Here is a 24333-nt window from a genome sequence, read left to right as displayed (position 1 = left end):
GGCTGCGCGTGCTACCAGCGTCCGTCCGGCACCCGCCCGCCTTGCCATTCCGCGATCCGCCGCAGCGTCGCAGGCGACACCGTATCCGGCAAGGCGTCCAGCGCGAAGAAGCAGGCAGCGGCAAGCTCCACGCCGTCCACGACCGGCCGATCGCAGGTCTGCGCCTGGAACAGGTACACCGTGTCCCGCCGCCCCTCCGCCCGCGTCATGAATGTGGCGATCGGCGCGATGCCGGTCAGGCGGCAGCCCGTTTCCTCGTGCACCTCGCGCGCCACGGCATCGGCGGGTGCCTCGCCGCGGGCGATGCCGCCGCCCGGGAGCATCCACAGGTCCGACCGGCCATAACGATGGCGCACCAGCAGCAACCGCCCTTCGGGATCGAAGGCCATCGCCTTCACCCCGCGGGTCTGCCAGCGCAGCAGCGCCATCGCGAACCGGCGGAGACGATAGGCAAGATCGATCAGCGGACGCATCGTCGGGCGCTACCCCGCACCTCCGCCCGATGCCAGCACCTTGCCCTCGACCGCCGAACCGGCGAAGAGGCGCATCCGAAGGGGAGCCGCCATGTCCATCCTGTCCGACCGCTGGATTCGCGAGGCCGCGCTGGGCCAGCGGATGATCGAGCCGTTCGTCGAGAGCCAGCGCCGGGAAGGCTGCATCAGCTACGGCCTGTCCTCCTACGGCTATGACGCGCGGGTGGCCGACGAATTCAAGATCTTCACCAACGTCGACAATGCCCTGGTCGACCCCAAGGATTTCGCGTCGAACAGCTTCGTCGATCGCAAGACGGATGTCTGCATCATCCCGCCCAACAGCTTCGCGCTTGCCCGGACGGTGGAATATTTCCGCGTGCCGCGCGACGTGCTGGTCATCTGCCTCGGCAAATCGACCTATGCCCGCTGCGGGATCATCGTCAACGTCACCCCGCTCGAACCCGGCTGGGAGGGGCATGTGACGCTGGAATTCTCCAACACCACGCCGCTCCCGGCCAAGATCTACGCCAATGAGGGCGCGTGCCAGTTCCTGTTCCTGCAGGGCAACGAGCCGTGCGAGACGAGCTATGCCGATCGCGCCGGCAAATATATGGGGCAGCGCGGCGTCACCCTGCCCCGGCTCTGATCCCGCTGCGGCGGCCGCCGCAGCTCAGCGCGTTGCGATCGTCGTCGTCAGTCGCGACAGGCCGCGGTTTGCGACATCGTGCGAGGACACGACAGCGCCATTGGGCAGGTCCATCGCCACCGCGGGCTTGTCCAGCACATCGCGATACAAGGTCCGCGCTTCGGCGCTCCGCCCGGTGCGCGCATACGCCACCGCCAGGTTCAGCATCAGTTCGGGCCGGTCGGGGAAGATCCGCCGCTCCGCCTCGATCCGCTTCGCCGCCGCGGTGAAGTCCCCTGCGGCAATCGCCTGATAGCCCGTCCGATCGGCTGCCAGCGCCGGCGTCGCCACACATGCCGCCGCCAGCATCGCACCTGCAATCACACGCATCGCATCGTCTCCTTCCCCTGCCTCTCCGGCAGGTTTCATTTTTGTGACAGGAGTGTGTCACTTCGAAGACAAACGCGCAAGCGGCATCGCGGCCGCACAGGGGGCGATGGAAAGCCTGTCTCGACTTGAGGCGAACGTGACCGCCCCGCCCGGCACGCCGCAGTTCGACGCACAGGTCAGGAGCGCGATGACGTGAGCCGGCCCGCTCTACGCGTGCAGGTCGAGGGAGACAGGATGCGGTCCAGTGGCCGACGCGTCCGTACTGCCAGCCTTGCCGACGGCAGCAGGCGTTCAGCGGCGATCGATCGCGATCATCACCACGTCATGGTCGCGCATCGGCAGCCGGATCGCTCCCCTGCCGTCGGCGCCCACGGTCAGCGTCTGCATGACCGGAACGTCGCGCGTCAGTGCCTGCAACTCTGCCAGTTGCGCGTCGCTGAGGGTCGCGGGGCGTCCCATCTCCAGGTAGGCGGTATAGGCATCGTTGTGCCGAAATCCCGTCCGCCGCACGGCGACCCGGTAGGGTCCGGGCGCGAGGCCCGTCAGCGTCACGGCGAGCGGCGCCGCCTCCTTCGGCGGACGGACCTTGGTGAAGAACGGGCGGTTGCTCACCGGCTGGTCGGGCAACACGTCGCGCCAGGCGAGCAGTTGCACCGTCTTGCCCTTCAGCGCTGCGATGCTCTGCGCGTCACCGGTCGGCAGCGCGCGCGGCCCCAGTTCGTTCAGATACTTGTATGCGAACCACGCCGGTTTGCGGATGCCCTGCGGCGTCATCAGGCCGAAGCCACCCTCGAATGGCCTGGCCTGCGGCCCCGGCTCCTCGAACAGGTCGCTGAAGGTCCAATAGCTCATGCCCTGCGCAAGCCCCTCCACTCCGTGCAGCTTGGCGAGGATGTAGGCGGGCGACAGATAATCGTCGTGGATCGGATCGCGCGGATTGTAGCTGGTGCTCCACTCGGTGAAGAACAGCGGCAGCCCCGGCCGCGACGAGCGCTCGATCTGCCCACGCACCTTGCGCACGTCGGCGACGATCGCATCGGGATCGCGCGACAGCTTGTTGTCGCCCTCGCCCTTCTCGTCGAGGAAGCCGCCCTCGACGCCATAGGTGTGGGTCGTCACGAAATCGACCGGCAGGCGCCGTGTATCGGCAAAGGCGAGGAATTCCGATACCCATGCCGCGCCCGCGGTCGACGGTCCCCCGACGCGCAACCCGCCGTCGACCCGCTTCAGCACGCGGGCGGTGCGCGCATAGAGGTCGAAATAGGCGGGTTGGTCGGCGCCCTCCCAGAAACCGGCGAGGTTGGGTTCGTTCCACACCTCGAAATACCAGTTGCGCACCTCCGCGGCGCCGTAGCGCGCGATGAGGTGGCGGGCGAAGGCCTCCACCAACGCATCCCACGGCTTGGCCTGGGGATGCGACGTATTGCCCTTCCAGTAGAAGATCGTCTGGTCGGACGTCTTCATCGCATCGGGGGTGAAACCCAGTTCCACGAACGGCTTGAGCTTCAATGCGAGCAAGCGGTCGTAGAGGCGATCGATGCGGGTCCAGTCGTAGACCGGCTTGCCGTCCACCAAGCGATAGGTGCCGAGCTGGTCGGCGAAGACATGGTGGAAGCGGATGTAGCGAAAGCCCAGTTCCTGCTGCACGATCCGCAATTGGGCGAGGCTGTCGTCGCGTTCCAGCGTGCCGGGGAAGTCCGCGCCGATCGAAAATTCGGGCATGCGGCTGGTCGGCCTGGTCGGCGCGCGAACATCGATCGTGATCGGCCGGGCCGCCGGTGCAGCCGTGGGTGCCTGCGGAGGCATCGCCGCCACCGGAACCGCACCGATCAGCATCGCACCTGCCAGCCACAACCGGCTCGCCCGCCCCATCGCCCCCATGACCATCCTCCCTGCTATCGGGTGGACGATAACGCTACCAGACCACAGTTGACCAGTCTCGATCGGCATCCCCCTCGGGCTGGCCGCGATCGCGGAAGCGGTCCGTCGGTCGGGTCATAGGGCGTCCGGAAACGCGCTGCGGTCAAACGCAAAAGGGCGGCTCCTTGCGGAACCGCCCTCTTGCCTCATCCTGACCCGATCGGATCAGAAGTCGTTGCGATACTGCTCGTTGCCGATGAAGCCGAGCTTCGTCACCGCAGACCGCTTGATGACGGCCAGCGTCTGATCGACCTTGTCGTACTTGGCTTCCGGATCGGGCTGGAAGTGCAGCTCCGGCTCCGGATTGATCGCCGCCGCCGTATCGAGATACTGGCGCAGCGTCACCTCGTCGACGGGCGTCCCGTTCCAGGTCACCAATCCCGCCTTGTCGATCACGATCTTGTTCTTCTGCGGATCGACCGGCGGTGTCCGGTTGCGCGGATCGTTGACCGGCAGGTCGACCTTCACCGCGTGCGTCGGGATGGGAAGCGTAATGATGAACATGATGAGGAGCACGAGCATGACGTCGATCAACGGCGTCGTGTTCATTTCCATCATCGGCTCGCCGTCGTCCGAGCCACCACTCATTGCCATGTCAGATACTCCTGGGTCGGCCGGTTCGTCTGGGGATCAACCACCCGCGGGGGGCGGCTGCGAGATGAAGCCGACCTTGGCGAACCCGGCCTGCTGCATCGTGAAGACCGTGCCGCCGATGCACTTGTAGGGGGTGCTGACGTCGCCGCGGATATGAACCTCCGGCAGCTCGATATTCGGGTTGCCGACGCCGCCCTGACGCTGGATTTCCAGCTTCAGCTTGTCGACGGCGCGGGTCAGCAGGTCCTTGCTCGTGATCGGCGAGGTACCCCAATACACCTTGCAGGCGCCGTCCGGCCCGGCCGTGACCGAGAGCAGGACGTTTTCGGGCTTGGTCGTCGTCGGATCGAAGCGGACCTTGGGCAGAACGATGCCCTTGACCGTCTGGATCGCCACCGGAACGGCGATCAGGAAGATGATGAGGAGCACCAGCATCACGTCCACGAGGGGCGTGGTGTTGATGTCCGACATCGGTTTCTCGGAGGAACCTCCTCCGCCAGCGCTCATCGCCATGTGCGAGCTATCCTATCCATTCCATCATGCCGGCGGCTTGCCGCCACCGGCCGGTTGCGGGGCCGCCCAGATGGACGCCCCCGCAGCCTTGTCGTCTTTACGGGCGGGTCTGCACGCCGCCGGCCTGGCCGGCAGTGGTCGTCGCCGCAGCCGGCTTCACCGGTGCCTTGGTCGGAGCGGCGCCCGCCAGCGTCGGCTTCACCGCGCCGTTCGAGGCGAGGAAGCCCAGCACGTCGTTCGAGAAGGCCGACAGGTCTTCCGCGATCGACTTGTTGCGACGCTGCAGCCAGTTGTAGGCGAGCACGGCCGGAACCGCGACGACCAGACCGAGCGCGGTCATGATGAGCGCCTCGCCGACCGGGCCTGCGACCTTGTCGATCGAAGGATCGCCCGACGCGCCGATCTTGATGAGCGCGCGGTAGATGCCGACCACGGTGCCGAACAGACCGATGAACGGTGCGGTCGCGCCCACGGTCGCCAGGAAGGCGAGACCGCCGCCCAGCTTCGAGTTGATCGCCGCTTCCGAGCGGGCGAGCGAACCGTGCAGCCAGTCGTGCGCCTCGACCGGATCGGTCAGCTTGGCGTGCTGGTCCTGCGCCTGCAGGCCGTCGTCGACGAGCTGCTTGTAGGCCGAGTTCTTCTCGAGCTTGGCCGCACCCTCACGCAGGTTGCTCGACTGCCAGAAACCCTGGCGGACGCGCTTGGCCTGGTTGATGATCTTCTGCTGCTCGAACAGCTTCGAGAACAGGATGTAGAAGGAGACGATCGACATCAGCACGAGGATCGTGAAGACCGACTGCGAGATGAGGCCGCCTTCCTTCAGCGCTGCCTGGAGGCCGAACTGGTTTTCGGCGGCCGCGGTGCCGCCCGCCGCGAGAATGGTGGTGAGCATCTGAATTAAGTCCTTATCAAACGGGTATACGTTCGGGGGGAGATCCGCCCGTCGTCGCGACGGGCGGAGACCGCATCATTCCTTGGGGATCTTCCAGACCACACGACGCGACTGGGTCGTGGCGATCGGATTGCCCGAGGCATCCTGCGCCGGGGTATAGCGTCCCCGCCGCGTGATCGCCTGGCATGCCGCCCGGTCCAGAGCGGTCGAACCGCTCGACGAGGTGGTACGGCAATTCTCGACCCGGCCCTGCGTGTTGATCGTCCACGCGATCGCGCTGACACCCTCTTCGTTGTTACGGAGCGAGCTCGGCGGATAGTCGTCGTTCGTGATCCAGTCCGCAGGATTGCCCTTCGCACCGGCCGCCTTGCTGACGACGGGCGGACCCGGAGGTGCCGGCGGCGCAGGCGGAGCCGGCGGTGCGGCGATCGGCGTCAGCGCGACCGCAGGCGGCGGCGTCGCGACCGTCTGGATCACCACGGGCGGCGGGTTCGGATTCTGCACGATCGGCGGCGGCGACACCACGGGCGGCGGCGTCATCGGCGTGTCTGGCGGCGGCGGCGGCGGCGGCTCGTCAGGCGGCGGGGGAGGCGGCTCCTCCACGTCGAACGTGTTAAGTTTTTCTTGGGCCTTCTTCACGTATTGGTACGCGAGCCCGGTGACGAAGGCATAGCCCAGCGCAGCATGGATGAGCACGACGATGACGATCGCGACCACCCTGCCACCGGACATCTTCTGGTCAGCATAGGCCATTCAGCAACGACACTCCCTAATCTCGTGGACCTCGCAGCGCCCGGGGGAAGAACGCACGTAGGCCCCTGCCCCGGCTGACGCCGTGTGTGGCAGAGCGCAAACCCTATCCTCACGTTTCCCGGCGTGCAAACGCTTTGTCGGACGCAACAAACGTACAATCGCTTGGAGACAGAATTATTTCTGTATCGTTCAGGCGCACTGGGGTAGCGCGATCCGCATGAAACCGGGATTTCGAACCGCCCTCGCCGTCACAACGTTGCTGGCCATAGCTCCCATGGCGTCTCCGGTCGTGGCGCAAAGTGCACCGAATGTGCCACTTTCCGGCATGATCGAAGGCGGCCCGGGCTATGCGGACCTTGCCGATCTCGTGATCGCCTCGCCGATCATCGCCGATGCCGCCATCCGCTCGGCCGTGAAGCTGAAAGGTGCCGACTCGGCCGGAGTCGCGCCCGGCTTCACGCGTTTTTATGTCGAAGCGGACCTCGTCGCACTGGTGAAAGGCGCCGGCGGCCTGCCCCCGCGAATCGGCTATCTGCTTGATGTCGCTCCCGATTCGTCAGGACGACTGCCCAAATTGAAGAAGCTGCGGGTGCTGCTGTTCGGCCGTCCCGTCGCCGGCATGCCGAATCAGATCCAGCTCGTCGCCCCCGATGCGCAGGTCGCCTGGACGCCGGCCAACGACCAGCGCATCCGCGCGATCGCGCAGGCGCTGGTCGCCGCCGACGCCCCGCCGGTCATCACCGGCATCGGCAATGCCTTCCATGTTCCGGGCGCCCTGCCCGGCGAAGGCGAGACGCAGGTCTTCCTGACGACCAACACCGGGGCGCCGGTATCCTTGACCGTGCTGCGCCGCCCCGGCGAGCAGCCGCGCTGGGCGGTGGCGCTGTCGGAGATCGTCGACGAGGCGGCCGCCCCGCCGGCCCGCGACACATTGCTGTGGTACCGGCTGGCCTGCGCGCTGCCGGCGCAGCTGCCCGCACGCAGCACCGCACAACTGGCGGAGAGCGACGCCGGCATCGCGCGGGAGGATTACGGCTTCATCCTGCAGCAGCTCGGGCCGTGCGGCCGGACGCGGACGATCCGCTGACCGTCAGCGCCGGTTGCGGACCAGCGTGATGCCGATCGATTCGCCCGCCTCGGCGATGGCGAGCTTCACGATCTTGACGCGCACGCGCAGCACGCGCGGGTCGGCGAGGAACAGCGTCTCGCAGATGTGGTCCGCCACCGCCTCGATCAGCGTGAAGTGCACGCCCTCGGGCAAGGCGCCCGTCGCGGCATGTTTGAGGTCGAGGTAGTTCTTCGACGCCGACAGCGGCGTATCGGGCGCGAAATGGTCCGGGCAGCTGAGGTCGACGGTCAGGTCGATACGCAGCGGCTGGGGCAGATGCGTCTCCTCCGAATAGATTCCGGTGAGCACCTGGACCTCGAGGTCGTGGACCTCCAGCTGAAGACTGTCTTGCATGGCGCGGCTCTCTAGCAAGCGCCGGGCGGTGCGCACAGTTGCGATTGCGCGTCGCATTCCGCTTGCGTTCGGGGACCATGCACCGCAAGGCGCGCCGCCCGCCGGGGCCAGCCTTGAGGAAGTTCGCCGTGATCGCATTCGTGCCGCTCAGCACCGTCGATGGAGCCGCCGTGGAGGCGCTGCTCGACCGCGCGTTCGGCACGGATCGCCATGCCCGCACCGCCTACAAGGTGCGGGGCGCCGCCCTGCCGATCCCCGCGCTCAGCATCGCCGCGACACACGGCGACCGGCTGATCGGCACGATCCAGTGCTGGCCCGTGCGCCTGATGGACGATGACGGCCGGTCGCACCCGCTCGTGATGATCGGCCCGGTCGCGGTCGATCCCGATCGGCAGCGCGACGGCATCGGGCGGGACCTGATGACCCGCATGCTCGCGGCGGCGCAGGCGGAGGGGCTGGACGATCGGCTGATGCTGATCGGCGATCCGGAATATTACGGTCGCTTCTTCGGCTTCGATGCGGCGCGCACCGGCGCGTGGCGGCTTCCGGGTCCGGTGGAACGCCATCGGCTGCTCGCCCGCGGCGACGCCATCCCTGCCGTTGCCGGGATGCTCGGCCCGGCCTGACCTTTACGGGGGGCCGCGCAGTCCCTACCTCGCGGCGCATGCCGATGGAGGAGCTTCCCGATCTCGCCAGCCTGAGCCTCGCCGAGATCGCCGCGCTCGTCGAACAGCGGCGCCTGCCGCCGGTCGACCAGTGGAACCCGTCGCATTGCGGCGACAGCGAGATGCGGATCGCCCGCGACGGCACCTGGTATCATCAGGGCTCGCCGATCGGCCGGCAGGCGATGGTACGCCTGTTCGCGACCATCCTGCGCCGTGAGGCGGATGGCCGCTACGTCCTCGTCACCCCGGTCGAGAAGCTCGACATCGCGGTGGAGGACGCCCCATTCGTCGCGGTGGAGATGAAGGCGGAAGGCAGCGGACGGGACAGCCGCCTCGCCTTTCGCCTCAACACCGGCGATCTGGTGACGGCGGGGCGCGATCATCCGCTGCGCTTCGCTGCGGGCGAGGACGGGCCACGCCCCTATCTGCATGTCCGCGGCGGGCTGGAGGCGCTGGTCGCCCGCCCGGTCTATTACGATCTCGCCGAACGCGCGCTGGCCGACGATGCGGCAGCGCCCGGCATCTGGAGCGATGGCGCCTTCTTCCCGCTGGACGCCCCCGCGTGACGGCAGCACTCGTCGACCGGTTGACGAAGGCGTTGGAACAGGGCCGTGGCGGATCGCCGGTGCTGCTCACCGGCGACCTGCGCGAGCTGGATGTGCGCCCGGAGGCGGACCTGACGCCGGCCGCCGTGCTGGTGGCGGTGACCGATCGTCCGCGCCCGGGCGTGATCCTGACGCAGCGGACCGAGACGCTGCGCAAGCATGCCGGGCAGATCGCCTTTCCCGGCGGCCGGCTCGATCCCGGCGAGACGGTGGTGGAGGCGGCGCTGCGCGAAGCGGAGGAGGAGGTCGCCCTGCCCCGCAGCGCGGTGACCCTCGTCGGCGCGGTCGATCGCTATCGCACCGTCACCGGTTTCGCCGTCACCCCCGTGCTGGCCGTCGTGCCGCCCGACCTGCCGCTCGTCGCGAGCGAGGCGGAGGTGGCGAGCGTCTTCGAGGTGCCGCTCGATTTCCTGCTCGATCCCGCCAATCAGGTGGAGGCGAGCGCCGAATGGCAGGGGCGCACCCGCCATTTCCATGAGATCCTGTGGGATGGCCGCCGCATCTGGGGTGCGACGGCAGCGATGATCGTCAACCTGTCGCGGCGGCTGGCATGGGCATGACGCTGCCGCTCGATCGGATCGTCGCGCGGGACGGGTTCACCGCGCTGATCGACGCGCTCGGCGGCGCGGCGACGACGCGCCTGGTCGGCGGCGTCGTCCGCGACACTTGGCTCGGCCTCGATCCCGCCGATGTCGATCTCGCCACGCGCCTGCTGCCGGAGGCGGTGCTGGCCGCCCTGCAGGCCGCCGGCATCCGCGCCGTGCCGACGGGGCTCGCGCACGGCACGATCACCGCGGTGCTGCCATCGGGTCCGATCGAGGTGACGACGCTGCGCCGCGACGTGTCGACCGACGGGCGCCACGCCATCGTCGCCTTCACCGATGCCTGGGCGGAGGATGCCGCCCGGCGCGATTTCACGATGAACGCGCTCTATGCCGATCCGGCAAGCGGTGCGCTGTTCGATTATTTCGGCGGCCTCGCCGATCTGGAGGCGGGGCGCGTCCGCTTCATCGGCGATCCCTATCGCCGCATCGCGGAGGATCACCTGCGCATCCTGCGCTTCTTCCGCTTCCATGCCCGCTTCGGCGATGCGGTGGATGCGGAGGGGCTGGCGGCCTGCGCCGCGCGGGCCAACGACCTGATGGCTCTGTCACGCGAACGGATCGCCGCCGAACTGCTGAAACTGCTGGTCGCCCGCGCCGCCGTGCCGGTGACGGCGCTGATGATCGAACACGGCATCCTGCGTGCGGTGCTGCCCGAAATCACCGACGCCACTGCCCTGGCCGCCTTGACTGCACGCGAGGACGCCGTCGGCATCGCGCCCGATGCGATCCGCCGCCTCGCCAGCCTGATCCCCGCGGATACGGCCGAGGCCGTCGGCGCGCGGCTCAAATTGTCCAACGCCGATCGCAAGCGTCTGGTCGCCGCCAGCCAAGGGCCGGGCGAGGAAGGCCCACGCGCCCTCGCCTACCGGGTCGGCACGGCGAGCGCGGTGGACAGATTGCTGCTCGCAGGCGATCCGGTGGATGACGTGGTCGGCTGGACGCCGCCGGCGCTACCGATCACCGGTGGCGCATTGGTCGAGCGCGGCCTGCGCAAGGGGCCGGAGGTCGCGCGCGTGCTGCGCCGGGTCGAGGCAGCGTGGATCGCCGAAGGCTTCCCCGGCGAACCCCGCGTCGCTCAGCTGGCCGACGAAGCGGTCGCCGCCGCCCTGACCCCGGCGATCAGCGACAGTGCGTCGGCCGCCTCCAGGGGCTTGGCGTAGAGATAGCCCTGGCCGTAGGTGCAGCCGAGCGCCGCCAGCGTCTGCGCCAGCTCGTTGCTCTCGACCCCTTCCGCCGTCGTCCGCATGCCCAGCGCCTGCGCCAGGCTGAGCACCGCGCGCACGATCGCGATCTTGTCGCGGTCGGCGAGCATGCCGGTGACGAAACTGCGGTCGATCTTCAGGATGTCGATCGGCAGCTTCTGGAGATAGGCGAGGTTCGAATAACCGGTACCGAAATCGTCCATCGCCAGGCTGGTGCCGAGCGCCTTCAGCGCGTGCATGATGCCGGCGATGCGATCGGGGTCGCTGACGATCGCGCTTTCGGTGAGCTCCAGGTTGAAGCGGTCGCCGGCAAGGTCGTGGCGGATCAGCGCCGCTTCGACGACGGGCGCGATATCGTCGCGCTGCATCTGGATCGCCGACAGGTTGACCGCGAGCCGCATGCCGCAATGGCCGCCGCTCTCTTCGTCCCACCAGCGCAAGGTCCGCGCCGCCTCCTCGATCGCCCAGCGGCCGAGCGGCACGATCAATCCCGATTCCTCGGCCACGGGGATGAAGGCGCTCGGTTCGTGCTCGACGCCGCGATCGTCACGCCAGCGGGCGAGCGCCTCGAACGACACGATCGAGCCGCTGGCCAGATCGCAGATCGGCTGGAAGGCGAGGCGCAGTTGCCGCTCCTCGATCGCGCGGCGCAGCGCGGTTTCCATCGCGAACTGCTCGCGCGCCAGCGTAAAGGCCTGGGTCTGGTAGCTTTCGACCTGCCGCCCGGTCTTCGCGCGCTTGACGGCGAACTGGGCGTTGCGGATCAATTCCTCGACGTCCTCGATGGCGTCGTCGCCATGCGCGATGCCGATCGAACATTCGACGCCGATCTCGTAATCGCTGAGCCGGAACGGCGCAGCCAGCGCACGCTGGATCCGTTCGGCGAGCCGTCCCGCCTCGTCCGGATCGTCGTCCACCGCCATCAGGATGCCGAATTCGTCGCCGCCGATGCGGGCCAGCGCGTCGCGCGCGCGCAGCACACCCTTGATCCGGCGCGCGACCGTGATGAGCAATTCGTCGCCGGCGAGGCCGCCGAGGCACGCGTTGAGCCGCCCGAACCGGTCGAGGTCGATGACCAGCACGGCATGGCAGCTGCGCTCTGCCTGCACCGCCTCGATCATGTCGCTGAAGCCTTCGCGATTCGGCAGGCCGGTCAGGCTGTCGGTCGTCATCTCGCGGCGTAGCGAGCGTTCGGTATGGACCTGTGCGGTGAGGTCGATGAAGGCGATCTGGCAGCGGTCGCGCAGCGCCGGGCTCGGCCGGGCGATCGTGACCCGATAATAGCGCGAATCGATAACCTGGCCGATCGACCAGTCGAAATCGGTGCGGATATCGGTGGATCGCAGAAACGCATCGATGCGGCTGCTGAGCAGCGCCAGCATCGGCGATCGGTCGGCGATGACGCCCAGCCCCGCCAGCCGGTACGCGCGATTGACCGCCAGGAACATGAACCCGTCGCCCGCCCGCGCGACCTGCACCGTCGGAATCGGGATGAGTTCCAGATCCCGCTCAAGCAGGTCGAGCTCGGCGGCGGGTGGTCGACCCAAATCTGGCGAGGCGCTGGCCATGCAGTCTGTCTAGGTGCCGAACGTTAAGAGGCACTGAAAATTGTGAAATTTACGTCCGCGCCCGACTAAAACCGTGCGGGGGCCTTTACTGGCCGAACCGGTTGTCGCGGGGGAAGCCGGTCGGCGGCGTGCGCCCGGCGGCCCCTCGCGCCGTCCGCCAGAGCGACAGGTCGCTTTCCGTCCGCGTCCGGCCGGTGTCGCCGCCCATCGGCCAGCTCATCCCCTCGGCAAAGACGAAGGTGGTGGCATCCGACAGGCTGCCCTCGCGGAACCGCTGGATCTGCACCCCCTGCCCCCGCGTCATCACCGGCAGTTCGGCGATCGGGAAGACCAGGAACTTGCGATTGTCGCCGATCGCCGCGACGTAATCGGCGTTTGGCGCAACGGGACGCACGACGAGCAGCTTCTGGCCGACCCGCGGCGTCATCACCGTCTTGCCCTTACGCGTCTCGGCGATCACGTCCGCCACCGGCACGCGAAAGCCGCGGCCGTCGGTCGCCGCGATCAGCAATTGCTCCTGCGCGCGGGCGTTGAGGAAGCTCGCGACGCCGACCGACCCGTCGAGATCGATCATCGCGCGCACCGGCTCGCCGAAGCCGCGCCCGCCCGGCAATTTGTCGGCCGCCAACGTGTAGAACCGGCCGTTCTCCGCCGCGAGCAGCAGCTTGTCGGTGGTCTGCGCGTGAAAGGCGAAGGCGGGGCCGTCGCCTTCCTTGAACTTGAGGGTGTCGGCGGACGCGAGATCGCCGTGCCCCTTCATCGCACGGATCCAGCCGCGCTGCGACAGGATGACGGTGATCGGCTCGCGCTCGATCATCGCCTCCAGCGGGATGTCGCCGGTCGGCGCCGCCTCCTCGATCCCGGTACGGCGTGCGCCCAGCGCCGTCTCCGGGCCATAGCGGTCGCGCACCTTCTTGAGGTCGCGCTTCATCCGCCGCTTCTGCTTGGCCGGATCGGCGAGCAGCGCCTCCAGGTCGGCGCGTTCCTTGTCGAGCTTGTCGCGCTCGCCGCGGATCTCGAACTCCTCCAGCCGCCGCAGCGAGCGCAGCCGCATGTTCAGGATCGCCTCCGCCTGCCGATCGGTCAGGCTGAACTCGGCCATCATCACCTGCTTGGGCTCATCCTCGGTGCGGATGATCTCGATGACGCGATCGAGGTTCAGGTATGCGATCAAATAGCCGTCGAGCAGCTCGATCCGGTCGGCGATCTTGCCGAGCCGATGCCGGGTCCGCCGGTCGAGCACGACGAACTGATGCTCGACCCAGGCCTTCAGCGCCCCGCCCAGCGACATGACGCGCGGCGTGCGATCCTTGTCGAGCACGTTGAGGTTCAGGCTGATTCGCGTTTCCAGGTCGGAAAAGCGGAACAGCCCGTCCATCAGCACCTGCGCATCGACGGTGCGGCTGCGCGGTTCGAGGACGATACGCACCTCGGCATCCGATTCGTCGCGCACGTCGGCGAGGATGGGGAACTTGCGGTCGTTGATGAGGCCGGCGATCTGTTCGATCAGCTTGCCCTTCTGCACGCCATAGGGGATTTCGCTGACCACCGCCTGCCAGCCGCCGCCCTTTTCACGCTCCACCGTCCAGCGCGCGCGGACCCGGAAGCTGCCGCGCCCGGTGGCATAGCTTTCGGCAATCACCGCCGCCGGATCGACGACAAGGCCGCCGGTCGGGAAATCCGGCCCCTTCACATGGTCGAGCACCGCGGCGTCGGGCGCATCGGGCTTGTCGACCAGCATCATCGCCGCATCGAGCAGTTCGGCGGCATTGTGCGGCGGGATGCTCGTCGCCATGCCCACCGCGATGCCGCTGGCGCCGTTGGCGAGCAGGTTGGGGAACAGGCCGGGGAACAGCTCCGGCTCCTGCTCCTCGCCATTGTACGTCGGGCGGTAGGCGACGGCATCCTCGTCCAGCCCATCCATCAGGTCGATCGCGACCTGCGTCAGCCGCGCCTCGGTATAGCGGTACGCGGCAGCGTTATCGCCGTCGATGTTGCCGAAATTGCCCTGCCCGTCGACCAGCGGATAGCGCAGCGCGAAATCCTGCGCGAGGCGGACCATGGCGTCGTACACCGACTGGTCGCCGTGCGGATGGTATTTGCCGATCACGTCGCCGACGACGCGCGCGCATTTCTTGTAGCCCTGCGTCGGGTCGAGGCGCAGCAGCCGCATCGCCCACAGCAGGCGGCGATGCACCGGCTTCAACCCGTCGCGAACGTCCGGCAGCGAGCGCGCCGTGATCGTCGACAGCGCATAGACGAGGTAGCGGTCCGACAGCGCGGTATCGAAGGGGGCGTCGAGCACGCCGATCGGCGGCTCCTGGAAGTCGGTGGCCATATCGGGAACACGTTAAGCCGGCCGGCTGGAAACGGCAACGCCCTCCACCGCGGCGGCGAGCAGGGCGCGATGCCGCCGCCCCGTCTCGCGCCAATCGTAGCGCATGGCATAGCGCCGCGTCGCCGCCCGATCGGGCAGGTTCGCCAGCAAGGCGCCGAGTGCGTCGCGGATCGCCGCGACCGACCGATCGGCGCTGAGCAGCCCCGCCTCGGGCACCCGCACCACCTCCGGCGATCCCCACACCGGCGTCGCCACCAGCGGCGTGCCGCAGGCGAGCGCTTCGAGCAGCACGTTGGCGATCCCCTCGCGATCCGCCGCATTCACCGCCACGTCCGCAGCGCCGTAGAGTGCAGGCAGCTGCCGCTGGTCGACATGGCCCAGGAACCGCACGCGCTCCGAGACGCCGAGCGCCGCCGCCAGCGCCCGCAACGCCGCCTCGCGCGGGCCATCGCCGGCGATCATCAGCGTGACGCCGGGCAGCGCGGCGATGGCGCGGATCGCCAGGTCATGCCCCTTGCGATCGATCAGGTGACCGACCGACACGATCGTCGGGCCGCAAAACCCGAGTTCACGCCGCAGGCGCTCGCGATCGGCGGGCGGGCTGAACAGGTCGAGATCGACGCCATGTTCGACGACGCTCACCCGCTCCGCGCCGGCCCTCATCAGCAACAGCTCGTCGCGCAGCGCGCCGCACACCGTCGTCACCGCCGCCGCCCGTCCGATCGCGTCGAGGATCATGCGCCGCGGCAGGCGATGGCGCGGGATCAGGCTGACATCGGTCCCGAGCGCGGTCATCACGAACGGGCGGTCGAGGGCGCGGGCAAGCAGCCCGGCAGCCACCCCGTCGGGGTAAAGATAATAACTGTCGATCACGTCGAAATCGAACGTCCGGCGCAAGGCGGCAAGGTGCGGATACAGCGCCGCCGCCATCAGCCACGGCGCGGCCGTCATGCCGACCTTCGGCGGCAGCGGATAACGCGGATGGTGGATGTCCATCCCGCGCCGCACCGCCGTACCCGGCACGCGGGCGAAATCGGCATAGCGGCCGAAGACACGTCGCGGGCTGGGAAACCACGGCACCGGCGCCACCACGCGGATCGCATCGCCCGCCGCCGCGGCGAGATGCGCGATACGATGTTCGATGAAGATGCCATGCCGCGGCTGCACGGCGTTGGGGTACAGGCTGGACAGCACCAGGATCTTCATCGGCAACGACCCGCGACGTGGTTCACGCCGCGTGCGGCAGGCGCGCCACGTCGGCGGCCCGCAGCGTCAGGATCGCCACCGCGCCGCGGCCGCGCCCCTCGCTTTCCAGGCGCAGGCTGCCCTCCATCGCGTTCATCGAATTGGCGCACCAGTGCAGGCCGAGGCCGCCCGACTTGTGTTCGCGCGTCGAGAAGCCGCGCTGAAACAGCGTCGCGCCGGTCGCCGCATCGAACCCCTCGCCATCGTCGCGGATGTGGACGCAGACCGAATCGCCGTTTCGGTACATGGTGACGCCGATCGAGCCGCTGTCGCGCCCGCCCGCCGCGATCGCCTCGGCGGCATTGCCCAGCAGGTTGCCGATCACCTGGCTGAGGATGACGCGGTTGGCCAACGCATGATGCGGCTCGGCGGGGAAGCTGAAGGCGATCGACGCGGTATCCGAATAGCGCGCGATCGCGGCGTTCCGCGCGACGATCTCGCTGAGGTCGCACGGTTCCAGCGTCGGGCGTTCGTGCGCGCGCTTCTGCTGTTCGCCGATGATCTCCAGCACATGCGCCATCGCCTCGCGGCCGACCTGCAATTCGCCGCGCATCGTCTCGCGTCCCGCCACTTCGGCGGCCAGTGCGGCGGTGACGAAGGCGGACAGCTTGGCCCGGCGGCCGGCGGGCAGTTCGTCCAGCGCCAGTTCGGCGAGCGCCCGGTCCACGGTCGCCCGGTCGATCGGCGGCGGCTGGGCGATGCCGTGGCTCAGGATCGTGCTGATCGGATTGAGCGCGTTGCGCACGTTGTGCATCACCGCCACCGCGCTCTCGGTGCGCCCCAGCGCGAAGCTCTGCACCTCGATCTGTTCGCGCAGGTCCTTCAGCTGCGACAGCATGGCATTGAGGCTGTGGCCGAGCGAGCCGAACTCGTCGCGCCGGCCGTCATCCTCCAGCAGCGCCATCGAACCCGACGCGCGGACCCGCTGCATATGGCGCTCGACGCGCTGCAACGGCCGCAGCACCAGCCGCGAGATCGTCCGGCGCAGCACGACCAGCACGATCAGCAGCAGCAGCGTCGACCCCGCCACCGCCAGCAACAGCATGCGCCGGCCGAGCAGCGACACGTCGCGCACGATGTGGAACCGGGCGGCGGCGACGGCCCGGCCGTTGGCACCCGGAATCGGCACGGCGATGCCGATCATGGTCCGGCCGGGGGCGACGCGTTCGTGGTCGCCGGTGACGTTGAGGTCGATCCGCGCATCGAGCTGCAACAGGTCCGACAGCTGGCGGGAGGTGATCTGCCGCGCCATCAGCACATAGCCGCGCGACGCGCCCGTCCCGTCGGAGCGGCGCACCTGCGCCACGCCTACCGCCGCGACGACCGGCCCGAGGCGCGCATAGAAATGCCCCGAATTGCTGCGGCCGACGATCCGGCGAAGGTCGGTATGCGTCGCGACGCGCACCATCGCCGCGCGCAGGTCCGGCCGCTCCCGCCCCGTCGCGGGGTCCAGCCAGCGCGCGATCTGGATTTGTCCATCGGGGCGGACATAGGCCATGCCCTGCACGCCGAGGTTGGTCATCGCCAGCGGCGAAAAGCTGTCGCGCTCGAACGCGGCGGACGGCGCCGCCATGTAGTCGTAGCTCTGCGTCCAGTCGCCATAGTCGCGCACAGCATTTTCGACCTTGGCGGCATATTCGCTCAAGGCGGCGCGGGTGCGCTCGACGTGGCCGCCGATCGCCTTGCTCTCCAGCGCATGGAAACTGGGGGTGATGACGCTCGCGAGCAGCAGCGTGATGCCGAGCGCACCGGCGGCGCCGACCGCGGTCAGGATCAGCACCAGCTTGGCGCCGAGCGACGCGGGGCCTCTCGCCCGAACGCGCCCCGACCCGGGGCGCCGCATCAGCCGTGCGTCCCGGTGCCCGCCACCTCCTCGGGTTCCTCACCGAAGAAGCGCTGCTGCGCGATCTCCAGCGCGAGGTCCGATGACACGGGGCGTGAGAAGAAATAGCCCTGCAGGTGGCTGGCACCGGCCAGCCGCAGCGCCTGCACCTGCGCCTCCGTCTCGACGCCCTCGGCGATCACCTCCAGCCCCAGCGCCCGGCCGAGATGGATGATCGAATGGACGATGGCGGCGCTCTCGCGCTCGCGGCCCATGCCGTCGATGAAGCTGCGGTCGATCTTCAGGCTGTCGAGCGCGAACTTGCGGATGTTGTAGAGGCTGGAATAGCCGGTGCCGAAATCGTCCAGCGCGATGCGGAAGCCCATCTGTCGCAGCTTGTAGAGCGTCTCGGCGGCCCGCTCCGCATCGTCGAAGATCGCCGTTTCGGTGATCTCGATCTGCACGCGCCCCGGCTCGACGCCCGCACGCTGCACGCTTTCCATGATATGGCCGACGAAGTTGTGGCGACGGAACTGGCGGGGCGAGAAGTTCACCGACACATATTGGCCGGGGAATTGCTGCACCGTCTTCAGCGCCTCGTCGAGGATCCAGTCGCCCAGTTCGTGGATGACGTTCGATTCCTCGGCGATCGGAATGAAGGTCGCCGGGCTGATCGGCCCGTATTCCTCGGTATTCCAGCGCACCAGCGCCTCGAAGCCGATCACCTCCAGCGCATCGCGGCTGATGATCGGCTGGTAGACGAGGCTGAGCTCGCCGCGCGCCACCGACTGCGCGAGACCCTGCTCGATGCGCCGGCGGAAGCGGATGCCTTCGTCCATGCTCTCGTCGAACAGGCGGGTGACGCCGCGCCCGGCACGCTTGGCATCGTTGAGCGCCAGGTCGGCACGGCGCAGCGCGTCGATGGGATCGCACACGCCGGCGCCCTCCACCACGACGAGGCCGGCGGACGCGCCGCTCTGCACCGAATTGCCGAAGACCTGATGCGTGCCGGTGCAGGCCGCGACGATCCGGTCGCAGGCCATCACCGCCGCATCCTCGCCCGGCGCATCGAACAGGACGCCGAATTCGTCACCGCCGAGCCGCGCCACCACCGCCCCCTCCGGGGCATGGGCGTGCAGGATGGCGCAGACCTCGCGGATCAGCGCATCGCCGGCGAGATGGCCGAGCGTATCGTTGACGATCTTGAACCGGTCGAGGTCGAACATCGCCGTGGCGAACAGCCCCGGCCGCTTGGCACGCTCGCCCAGCGCGCGCAGGAAGGCGAGGCGATTGGGGGCATCGGTCAGCGAATCGTGCGTTGCCATGTGGATAGCGCGGCTCTCGTTGGCGGCGAGTTCCGCGCCCTGCTCCTCGAGCTGGACGATCTGCGCGGCCAGCTGCGCGCGCGCGGCGGCGAGTTCGCGGTCCACCTCCCACCGGCGGGACAGCGCCGTGGCCGTCTGCACGATCTCGGCGACCTCGAACGGCTTGGCGATATAGAAGATCTTGTCGGCCGGGCCGGCGACCTTGCTGATCTCGATCGGCGAGAAATCGGAAAAGCCGGTGACGATGACCAGGTTGATCTCGGGGTCCAGCGCCCGGATGCGCCGCGCCGTCTCGCGTCCGTCGATCCCCGGCGGCATGCGCACGTCGATGAAGGCGACCGCATAGGGCGTGCCGGCCGCCAGCGCCGCCTCGACGGCGGCGACCGCGTCGAGCCCCTGGTGGCAATGCGTCAGGTCGAACGGATCGGCCTCATCCGCGGCATCGGGCGCTTCCTCGCCGAACAGCTCGGCCGCCATCGCTCCCAAGGCATCCTCGTCCGCGCCGCGCTGGCTGGCGAAGCTGCGGGCGTAGCTGTCGTGCATCGCCGGTTCGTCGTCGACGATCAGCAGGCGCTTGGGGGCGGCAACGGTCATGGGTGCGAACTTCCCTCACATGGTTGACGAGGGCGTAAGCGAACGCGGTTAAAGCGTCGTAAACGACTTCAGCTGCCCCTCCAGCGCCTGCGCCCCCAGCACGATCGCGCCGAGGGGGCCGGCATTGCCGCCGAGGGCGGGCGGCACGACGAAGCCGGGCTCGGCGATATCGGGCAGCGCGATATAGCCGGCAAGGCTCTTGACCATCGCGGCGCGGACACGCGGGAACAGATGGTCGTTGCCGACCATCACGCCGCCGCCCATCACGATCCGCCGCGGCACCCCGGTCAGCACCAGCGTGTGGCAGAGCTGGCCAAGCACGTGCGCGACCGGGTCCCACACCGGATCGTCGGCGGCGATCTCCTCGCCCTTCTTGCCCGCCCGCGCACCGATGGCGGGGCCTGCGGCCAGCCCCTCCAGGCAGCCGCCGTGGAACGGGCAGATGCCCATCCAATCGTCACCCGGCAGGCGATCGGGACGGATATGGCCGAACTCGCTGTGCGTCAGCCCGTCGACCGGCTTGCCGCCGGCGATCAGGCCGACGCCGATGCCGGTGCCGACCGTCGCATAGGCGATGTCGCGCAGGCCCCTGGCCGCTCCCCAGCGCGCCTCCGCCAGCGCCGCGCCGACGACGTCCGTGTGGAAACCGGTCGGGACGCCGTAGCGCGCGCCGAGCCGGCCGGCGACGTCGGTGCCCGCCCAATGCGGCTTGGGGGTGGAGGTGATGTGGCCGTAATCGGCGGACTCGCGGTCGATCGAGATCGGGCCGAAGCTCGCGATGCCGAGCGCGTCGAACGTGCCCCAGCCGTCCAGCACCCGCTCGATCCCCGCCAGCGCCTCGTCGGGGCGCGTCGTCGGCAACTGGACGCGATCCTCGATCGCGTCCGGCCCGCGGGCGAGGAGGCAGATGATCTTGGTCCCGCCCAATTCGATGCCGGCTACCAACGGGGGGACGCTTACCACGATCGCTTTCTCCTTCGGGGCATCCGATTAGACGAGTCCGGACGGTTAGGCGAGAGCAAGCGGGCGGAGCGGCGAGCCGATCAGCCCGCTCACCATGGCCGCCTGGATCCGGTTTGCAGGCCACGTTCCCGACAGCGGCCCCACCAGCCTGTCGCGCACGAACGGCAGCGTCCGGCTGTCCGACTGGTAGACCGGCGTGAACAGCGCGGTCAGCGCCTGATAGAGCCGGACATGCCGGCGCCGCAGGGCCACCGCCGCCGCCAGCCCGGCAGCGACGCCATCGGCCTCCCGCAGGCCCTTGGCGAGCGCATAGGCATCGAGCAGCGCCATGTTGGCGCCCTGTCCCAGCTGCGGGCTGGCGGAATGCCAGGCATCGCCGATGTGGATCATCGCCGCGCCGGCCGGTCGCGAGAGCGTGCGATGGGCATAGCGGGCGAAGGTGAGACAGTCGGGATCGACGATCTGTTCGAGCAGCGGCGCGGTCGCCGGCCAGAGCGCCTGCACCTCGTCGCGCCATGCGGCGAGGCCCGCCTGTCGCCAGGCCGCCACCCGGTCGGCCCGGATCGACCAGAAAAAGGCGACCTGATCGGCCGCCGCGCCCGGCGGGCGCCCGATCGGCAGCACACCCGCCATCATGCTCGCCCGGCGGTAGCGCTGTTCGAGCGCATCGCCGGCAAAGCCGGGTACCGCATCGAGGTTCGCCCACAGGGCACCATAATGCAGCGCACGGCCGCAGGGTGGCGCCAGCGGGGTTCGCGTGCCCAGCGCATCGACGATCAGGTCGAACGGCGCCGATCGCGTGCCGTCGGCGAAGACGAGACGGCGCCCTCCCGCGGCGACCGGCTCGCTGCCCGCGATCGTCCGCCCGGTTTCCACCGGAATGCCTGCCGCCGTCACCGCATCGTGCAGGACGGAAAAGAGCGTCGCGCGATGGACGCCGAACCCGCACAGGCCGGCCTGCCCGAGCGTCGCATAGGCGACGTCGAGCACCGTCCGGCCGCCTGCTTGGCCGGACAGCCGGTCGATCCGGGCGCTGCGCGCGATCAATGCGCCATCCAGTCCCAGCGACCGCAACACGGCAAGGCCGGTCGGCTGGATCATCAGTCCCGACCCGATCGGTGCCGGCGCGGCGAAACGCTCGACGATGGTGACGCGATGTCCGTCGCGCGCCAGCAGCAACGCCGCCGCGAGCCCCGCCGGCCCGCAGCCGGCGACCGCGATGGCGTGGCGCGCGGCTATTCGACCGTCACCGATTTTGCGAGATTCCGCGGCTGATCCACATCCGTGCCCTTCGCCACCGCGACATGGTATGCCAGCAGTTGCACCGGCACAGCATAGACCAAAGGCGCGATCAGCGGATGGACCTTGGGCATGGTGATCGTGGCGATGCACCCCTCGCCCGCCGCCTGGATGCCGTCATAGTCGCTGATCAGCACCACTCTGCCGCCGCGCGCCTGCACCTCCTGCATGTTGCTGACGGTCTTGTCGAACAGCGGACCCGACGGCGCGATCACGATCACCGGCACATTCTCGTCGATCAGCGCGATCGGGCCGTGCTTCATCTCGCCCGCGGCATAGCCCTCGGCGTGGATGTAGCTGATCTCCTTCAGCTTCAGCGCGCCTTCCAGCGCCAGCGGATAGTCGGTGCCGCGGCCCAGATAGAGGACGTCGCGTGCCCCCGCGACCGCGCCCGCCATTTCGGCGATCGCCTCGTCATAGGCGAGCGCACCGTTGAGCGCGGCGGGCGCCTCGGCAAGGTGACGGACGATCTCGCGCTCCTCGCCATCCTTCAGCTTGCCCTTGGCACGGGCGAGGTTGGCGGCGAGCGCGGCGAGCACCGCGAGCTGGCAGGTGAACGCCTTGGTGGAGGCGACGCCGATCTCCGGCCCGGCGTGCGTCGGCAGCAGCAGGTCCGCCTCGCGCGCCATGCTGCTGGTCGGCACGTTGACCACCGCGGCGATCGTCTGCCCCTCCGACTTGGCGTGGCGCAGCGCGGCCAGCGTATCGGCGGTTTCACCCGACTGGCTGATGACGATCATCAGCCCGCCCGGCTCCATCACCGGCGCGCGGTACCGGAATTCGGATGCGACATCGAGGTCGACCGGCACCCGCGCGAACTGCTCGAACCAATATTTGGCGACCATGCCGGCATAGAAGCTGGTTCCGCAGGCGACGATGGTGACGCGCTTGATCCCCGCCAGATCGAAGTCGGGGATCGGCAACGTCACCCGATCCTCCATGCGCTGCAGGTACGAACGCAGCGTCTGGGCGACGACGATCGGCTGTTCGTAGATCTCCTTCAGCATGTAGTGGCGGTGATTGCCCTTGCTGATGAGTTCACCGGTCACGCCAGAGATGGTGACCGGCCGTTCGACCGGATGATTGTCGCGGTCGTAGACCTCGGCGCCTTCTTTCGTACAGACGACCCAGTCGCCCTCTTCCAGATAGGCGATCCGCTGGGTGAGGGGCGCCAGCGCCAGCGCGTCCGAGCCCAGGTAGGTTTCGCCATCGCCATGGCCGACGACCAGCGGCGAGCCCAGCCGGGCGCCGATCAGCAGTTCGGGATGCTTGCGGAACAGGATGGCGAGCGCGAACGCCCCGTGCAGGCGCGGCAGCACCTCGCGCACCGCCGCGGCGGGTTCGATGCCCGCCTCGACCTTTTCGCTGATGAGATGGGCGACCACCTCCGTATCCGTCTCGCTGGTGAAGATGCGCCCGCGCGCGATCAGTTCGTCGCGCAGCGGCTTGAAGTTCTCGATGATGCCGTTGTGCACCACCGCGACCTCGTCGGTCGCATGCGGATGGGCGTTGTTGGTCGTCGGTCCGCCATGCGTCGCCCAGCGGGTGTGCGCGATGCCGGTGGTGCCGGGCAGCGGATGCGCGGCGAGCTCACTGGCAAGGTTGACGAGCTTGCCTGACGCCCGCCGCCGCTCGATGCCGCCGTCATGATCGGTGGCGATGCCCGCCGAATCGTAGCCGCGATATTCCAGACGCTTGAGCCCATCGAGCAGGCGATCGGCCACATCTTCCGCACCGACGATTCCAACGATTCCACACATGAGACTGGCCTTAGGAATGAAGAGTGTAGGGGACACGGATGCCGGGCATGTCGCTCGGGAAATCCCGTGTATTGCGTGTCACGAGGATGCGGTTGCCGAGCAGCGCGGACGCATGGATCACGGCATCCGGCAGCTTCAGCTTGGGTCGTTCGAACCGCAGGGCAGCCGCCCGCCGCGCGATCGGTATGGTCATTTCTTCGATCAGAAAATCTTCAAAGAAGAGCGCCATCGTGGCCTCCTCCTCCGAACGCACCTTCGACATCACCTCGATCCAGGTGACGCGGCTGATCCAACGCCGTTCCGTCCGGATCAACTCCAGGCGCGCCCGTCGATCGCCATTCAGCGCGTCGATCAGGATATTGCTGTCGAACGATGCCTCGTTCACTTACGCGTCCGCCAATATTCGCGTTCGCGATCGTCCTCCGCATCGAACAGGTCGGGGAACTCGGCCCGGACGGAATCGTAATCCTCGTCCCAAGGGCGCGTCCATTCCGCACGCATGCGCCGCTGCCATGCGACCGAGTCACCGATGTCGTCCCGATCGCGCCACAGGCCGAATGCCTGTTCTATGCCCTCACTCGTGCTCGCCGTGCGATACTTGGCCACTGCGTCGCGAACCACCGCGGCACGAGACTTGCCCTCGATGACGGCGCGATTGTCCAGCCACCGCATGTCCTCCTCAGGGATATCGATCAGCGTGCGCATGGAAGCACGATATCA

Annotated in this window: 24 protein-coding genes; 6 read left to right on the top strand and 18 right to left on the bottom strand. The window is 68.6% G+C overall.

Translation table 11 applies throughout. From position 1 onward, the window contains the following. Positions 1-11: 11 nt before the first annotated feature. Positions 12-473, bottom strand: coding sequence for an NUDIX domain-containing protein (locus ACTZQ5_RS08350; RefSeq protein ID WP_443584714.1), 462 nt, complete (start codon positions 471-473; stop codon positions 12-14). 91 nt (positions 474-564) lie between these two features. Here ACTZQ5_RS08350 and dcd point away from each other — a divergent pair, with 91 nt between their 5' ends. Next, the gene (gene dcd, locus ACTZQ5_RS08345; RefSeq protein WP_443584713.1) at positions 565-1119 is read left to right on the top strand and encodes a dCTP deaminase; all 555 of its coding nucleotides are present in this window, start codon (positions 565-567) and stop codon (positions 1117-1119) included. Between the two features lie 24 nt (positions 1120-1143). Here dcd and ACTZQ5_RS08340 read toward each other — a convergent pair whose 3' ends face one another. The 6 genes from ACTZQ5_RS08340 to ACTZQ5_RS08315 form a co-directional block, all read right to left on the bottom strand. Then, positions 1144-1488: a tetratricopeptide repeat protein gene (locus ACTZQ5_RS08340; protein WP_443584712.1), complete on the bottom strand. Its 345-nt coding sequence runs from the start codon at positions 1486-1488 to the stop codon at positions 1144-1146. 291 nt (positions 1489-1779) lie between these two features. Beyond that, complete coding sequence (locus ACTZQ5_RS08335) at positions 1780-3375, bottom strand: GH39 family glycosyl hydrolase (RefSeq protein WP_443584711.1); 1596 nt, start codon at positions 3373-3375, stop codon at positions 1780-1782. Positions 3376-3573: 198 nt separating this feature from the next. Then, a complete protein-coding gene (locus ACTZQ5_RS08330) occupies positions 3574-4002 on the bottom strand; it encodes an ExbD/TolR family protein (protein WP_443584710.1) in 429 nt (142 codons plus the stop codon). 36 nt (positions 4003-4038) lie between these two features. Beyond that, positions 4039-4515: an ExbD/TolR family protein gene (locus ACTZQ5_RS08325; RefSeq protein WP_443584709.1), complete on the bottom strand. Its 477-nt coding sequence runs from the start codon at positions 4513-4515 to the stop codon at positions 4039-4041. Between the two features lie 97 nt (positions 4516-4612). Next, a complete protein-coding gene (locus ACTZQ5_RS08320; RefSeq protein WP_443584708.1) occupies positions 4613-5407 on the bottom strand; it encodes a MotA/TolQ/ExbB proton channel family protein in 795 nt (264 codons plus the stop codon). A 75-nt stretch (positions 5408-5482) separates the two neighbouring features. Then, complete coding sequence (locus ACTZQ5_RS08315; protein ID WP_443584707.1) at positions 5483-6160, bottom strand: energy transducer TonB; 678 nt, start codon at positions 6158-6160, stop codon at positions 5483-5485. A 217-nt stretch (positions 6161-6377) separates the two neighbouring features. Here ACTZQ5_RS08315 and ACTZQ5_RS08310 point away from each other — a divergent pair, with 217 nt between their 5' ends. Next, positions 6378-7247, top strand: a complete 870-nt coding sequence (locus ACTZQ5_RS08310) for a hypothetical protein (protein WP_443584706.1) — start codon at positions 6378-6380, stop codon at positions 7245-7247. Positions 7248-7250: 3 nt separating this feature from the next. On the opposite strand, the gene ACTZQ5_RS08305 is transcribed toward ACTZQ5_RS08310, so the two are convergent. Then, complete coding sequence (locus ACTZQ5_RS08305; RefSeq protein WP_443584705.1) at positions 7251-7622, bottom strand: dihydroneopterin aldolase; 372 nt, start codon at positions 7620-7622, stop codon at positions 7251-7253. A gap of 128 nt (positions 7623-7750) precedes the next feature. Between ACTZQ5_RS08305 and ACTZQ5_RS08300 the strand changes: the two genes are divergently transcribed. Genes ACTZQ5_RS08300 through ACTZQ5_RS08285 form a run of 4 tightly spaced genes read left to right on the top strand, consistent with a single transcriptional unit; the run spans position 7751 to position 10657 of the window. After that, entirely contained in the window at positions 7751-8248 is a 498-nt protein-coding gene (locus ACTZQ5_RS08300) for a GNAT family N-acetyltransferase (RefSeq protein ID WP_443584704.1), read from the top strand. Between the two features lie 38 nt (positions 8249-8286). Next, positions 8287-8853 (top strand): DUF1285 domain-containing protein, encoded by a 567-nt coding sequence (locus tag ACTZQ5_RS08295; RefSeq protein WP_443584703.1) that lies wholly within the window; start codon positions 8287-8289, stop codon positions 8851-8853. Continuing rightward, positions 8850-9452 carry a CoA pyrophosphatase gene (locus tag ACTZQ5_RS08290; protein WP_443584702.1) on the top strand — a complete coding sequence of 201 codons (603 nt, stop codon included), beginning with the start codon at positions 8850-8852 and terminating at the stop codon, positions 9450-9452. Before ACTZQ5_RS08295 ends, ACTZQ5_RS08290 begins: the two co-directional genes overlap by 4 nt. Beyond that, positions 9443-10657: a CCA tRNA nucleotidyltransferase gene (locus ACTZQ5_RS08285; RefSeq protein ID WP_443584701.1), complete on the top strand. Its 1215-nt coding sequence runs from the start codon at positions 9443-9445 to the stop codon at positions 10655-10657. Before ACTZQ5_RS08290 ends, ACTZQ5_RS08285 begins: the two co-directional genes overlap by 10 nt. Here ACTZQ5_RS08285 and ACTZQ5_RS08280 read toward each other — a convergent pair. The 10 genes from ACTZQ5_RS08280 to ACTZQ5_RS08235 form a co-directional block, all read right to left on the bottom strand. Next, entirely contained in the window at positions 10573-12267 is a 1695-nt protein-coding gene (locus tag ACTZQ5_RS08280) for a putative bifunctional diguanylate cyclase/phosphodiesterase (RefSeq protein ID WP_443584700.1), read from the bottom strand. The two genes, ACTZQ5_RS08285 and ACTZQ5_RS08280, sit on opposite strands and share 85 nt — an antisense overlap. 85 nt (positions 12268-12352) lie before the next feature. Further along, a complete protein-coding gene (parC, locus tag ACTZQ5_RS08275) occupies positions 12353-14605 on the bottom strand; it encodes a DNA topoisomerase IV subunit A (protein WP_443584699.1) in 2253 nt (750 codons plus the stop codon). Positions 14606-14617: 12 nt separating this feature from the next. Further along, positions 14618-15811, bottom strand: coding sequence for a glycosyltransferase (locus tag ACTZQ5_RS08270; protein ID WP_443584698.1), 1194 nt, complete (start codon positions 15809-15811; stop codon positions 14618-14620). A gap of 22 nt (positions 15812-15833) precedes the next feature. Beyond that, complete coding sequence (locus tag ACTZQ5_RS08265; protein ID WP_443584697.1) at positions 15834-17693, bottom strand: CHASE4 domain-containing protein; 1860 nt, start codon at positions 17691-17693, stop codon at positions 15834-15836. Beyond that, positions 17693-19591, bottom strand: coding sequence for an EAL domain-containing protein (locus tag ACTZQ5_RS08260; RefSeq protein ID WP_443584696.1), 1899 nt, complete (start codon positions 19589-19591; stop codon positions 17693-17695). Before ACTZQ5_RS08260 ends, ACTZQ5_RS08265 begins: the two co-directional genes overlap by 1 nt. 48 nt (positions 19592-19639) lie before the next feature. Then, entirely contained in the window at positions 19640-20554 is a 915-nt protein-coding gene (locus ACTZQ5_RS08255; protein ID WP_443584695.1) for an ROK family protein, read from the bottom strand. 45 nt (positions 20555-20599) lie between these two features. Continuing rightward, the gene (locus tag ACTZQ5_RS08250; RefSeq protein ID WP_443584919.1) at positions 20600-21775 is read right to left on the bottom strand and encodes an FAD-dependent oxidoreductase; all 1176 of its coding nucleotides are present in this window, start codon (positions 21773-21775) and stop codon (positions 20600-20602) included. A gap of 14 nt (positions 21776-21789) precedes the next feature. Then, a complete protein-coding gene (gene glmS / locus ACTZQ5_RS08245; RefSeq protein ID WP_443584694.1) occupies positions 21790-23613 on the bottom strand; it encodes a glutamine--fructose-6-phosphate transaminase (isomerizing) in 1824 nt (607 codons plus the stop codon). Positions 23614-23623: 10 nt separating this feature from the next. Further along, complete coding sequence (locus tag ACTZQ5_RS08240; RefSeq protein WP_443584693.1) at positions 23624-23998, bottom strand: PIN domain-containing protein; 375 nt, start codon at positions 23996-23998, stop codon at positions 23624-23626. Then, complete coding sequence (locus tag ACTZQ5_RS08235; RefSeq protein ID WP_443584692.1) at positions 23995-24318, bottom strand: CopG family transcriptional regulator; 324 nt, start codon at positions 24316-24318, stop codon at positions 23995-23997. The genes ACTZQ5_RS08240 and ACTZQ5_RS08235 overlap by 4 nt, the downstream gene beginning before the upstream one ends. Between the last annotated feature and the right edge of the window lie 15 nt (positions 24319-24333).

Source organism: Sphingomonas cellulosilytica (genome assembly GCF_052321755.1).
Classification (GTDB): Bacteria; Pseudomonadota; Alphaproteobacteria; order Sphingomonadales; family Sphingomonadaceae; genus Sphingomonas.
This window is presented reverse-complemented; position numbering and strand designations above follow the sequence as displayed.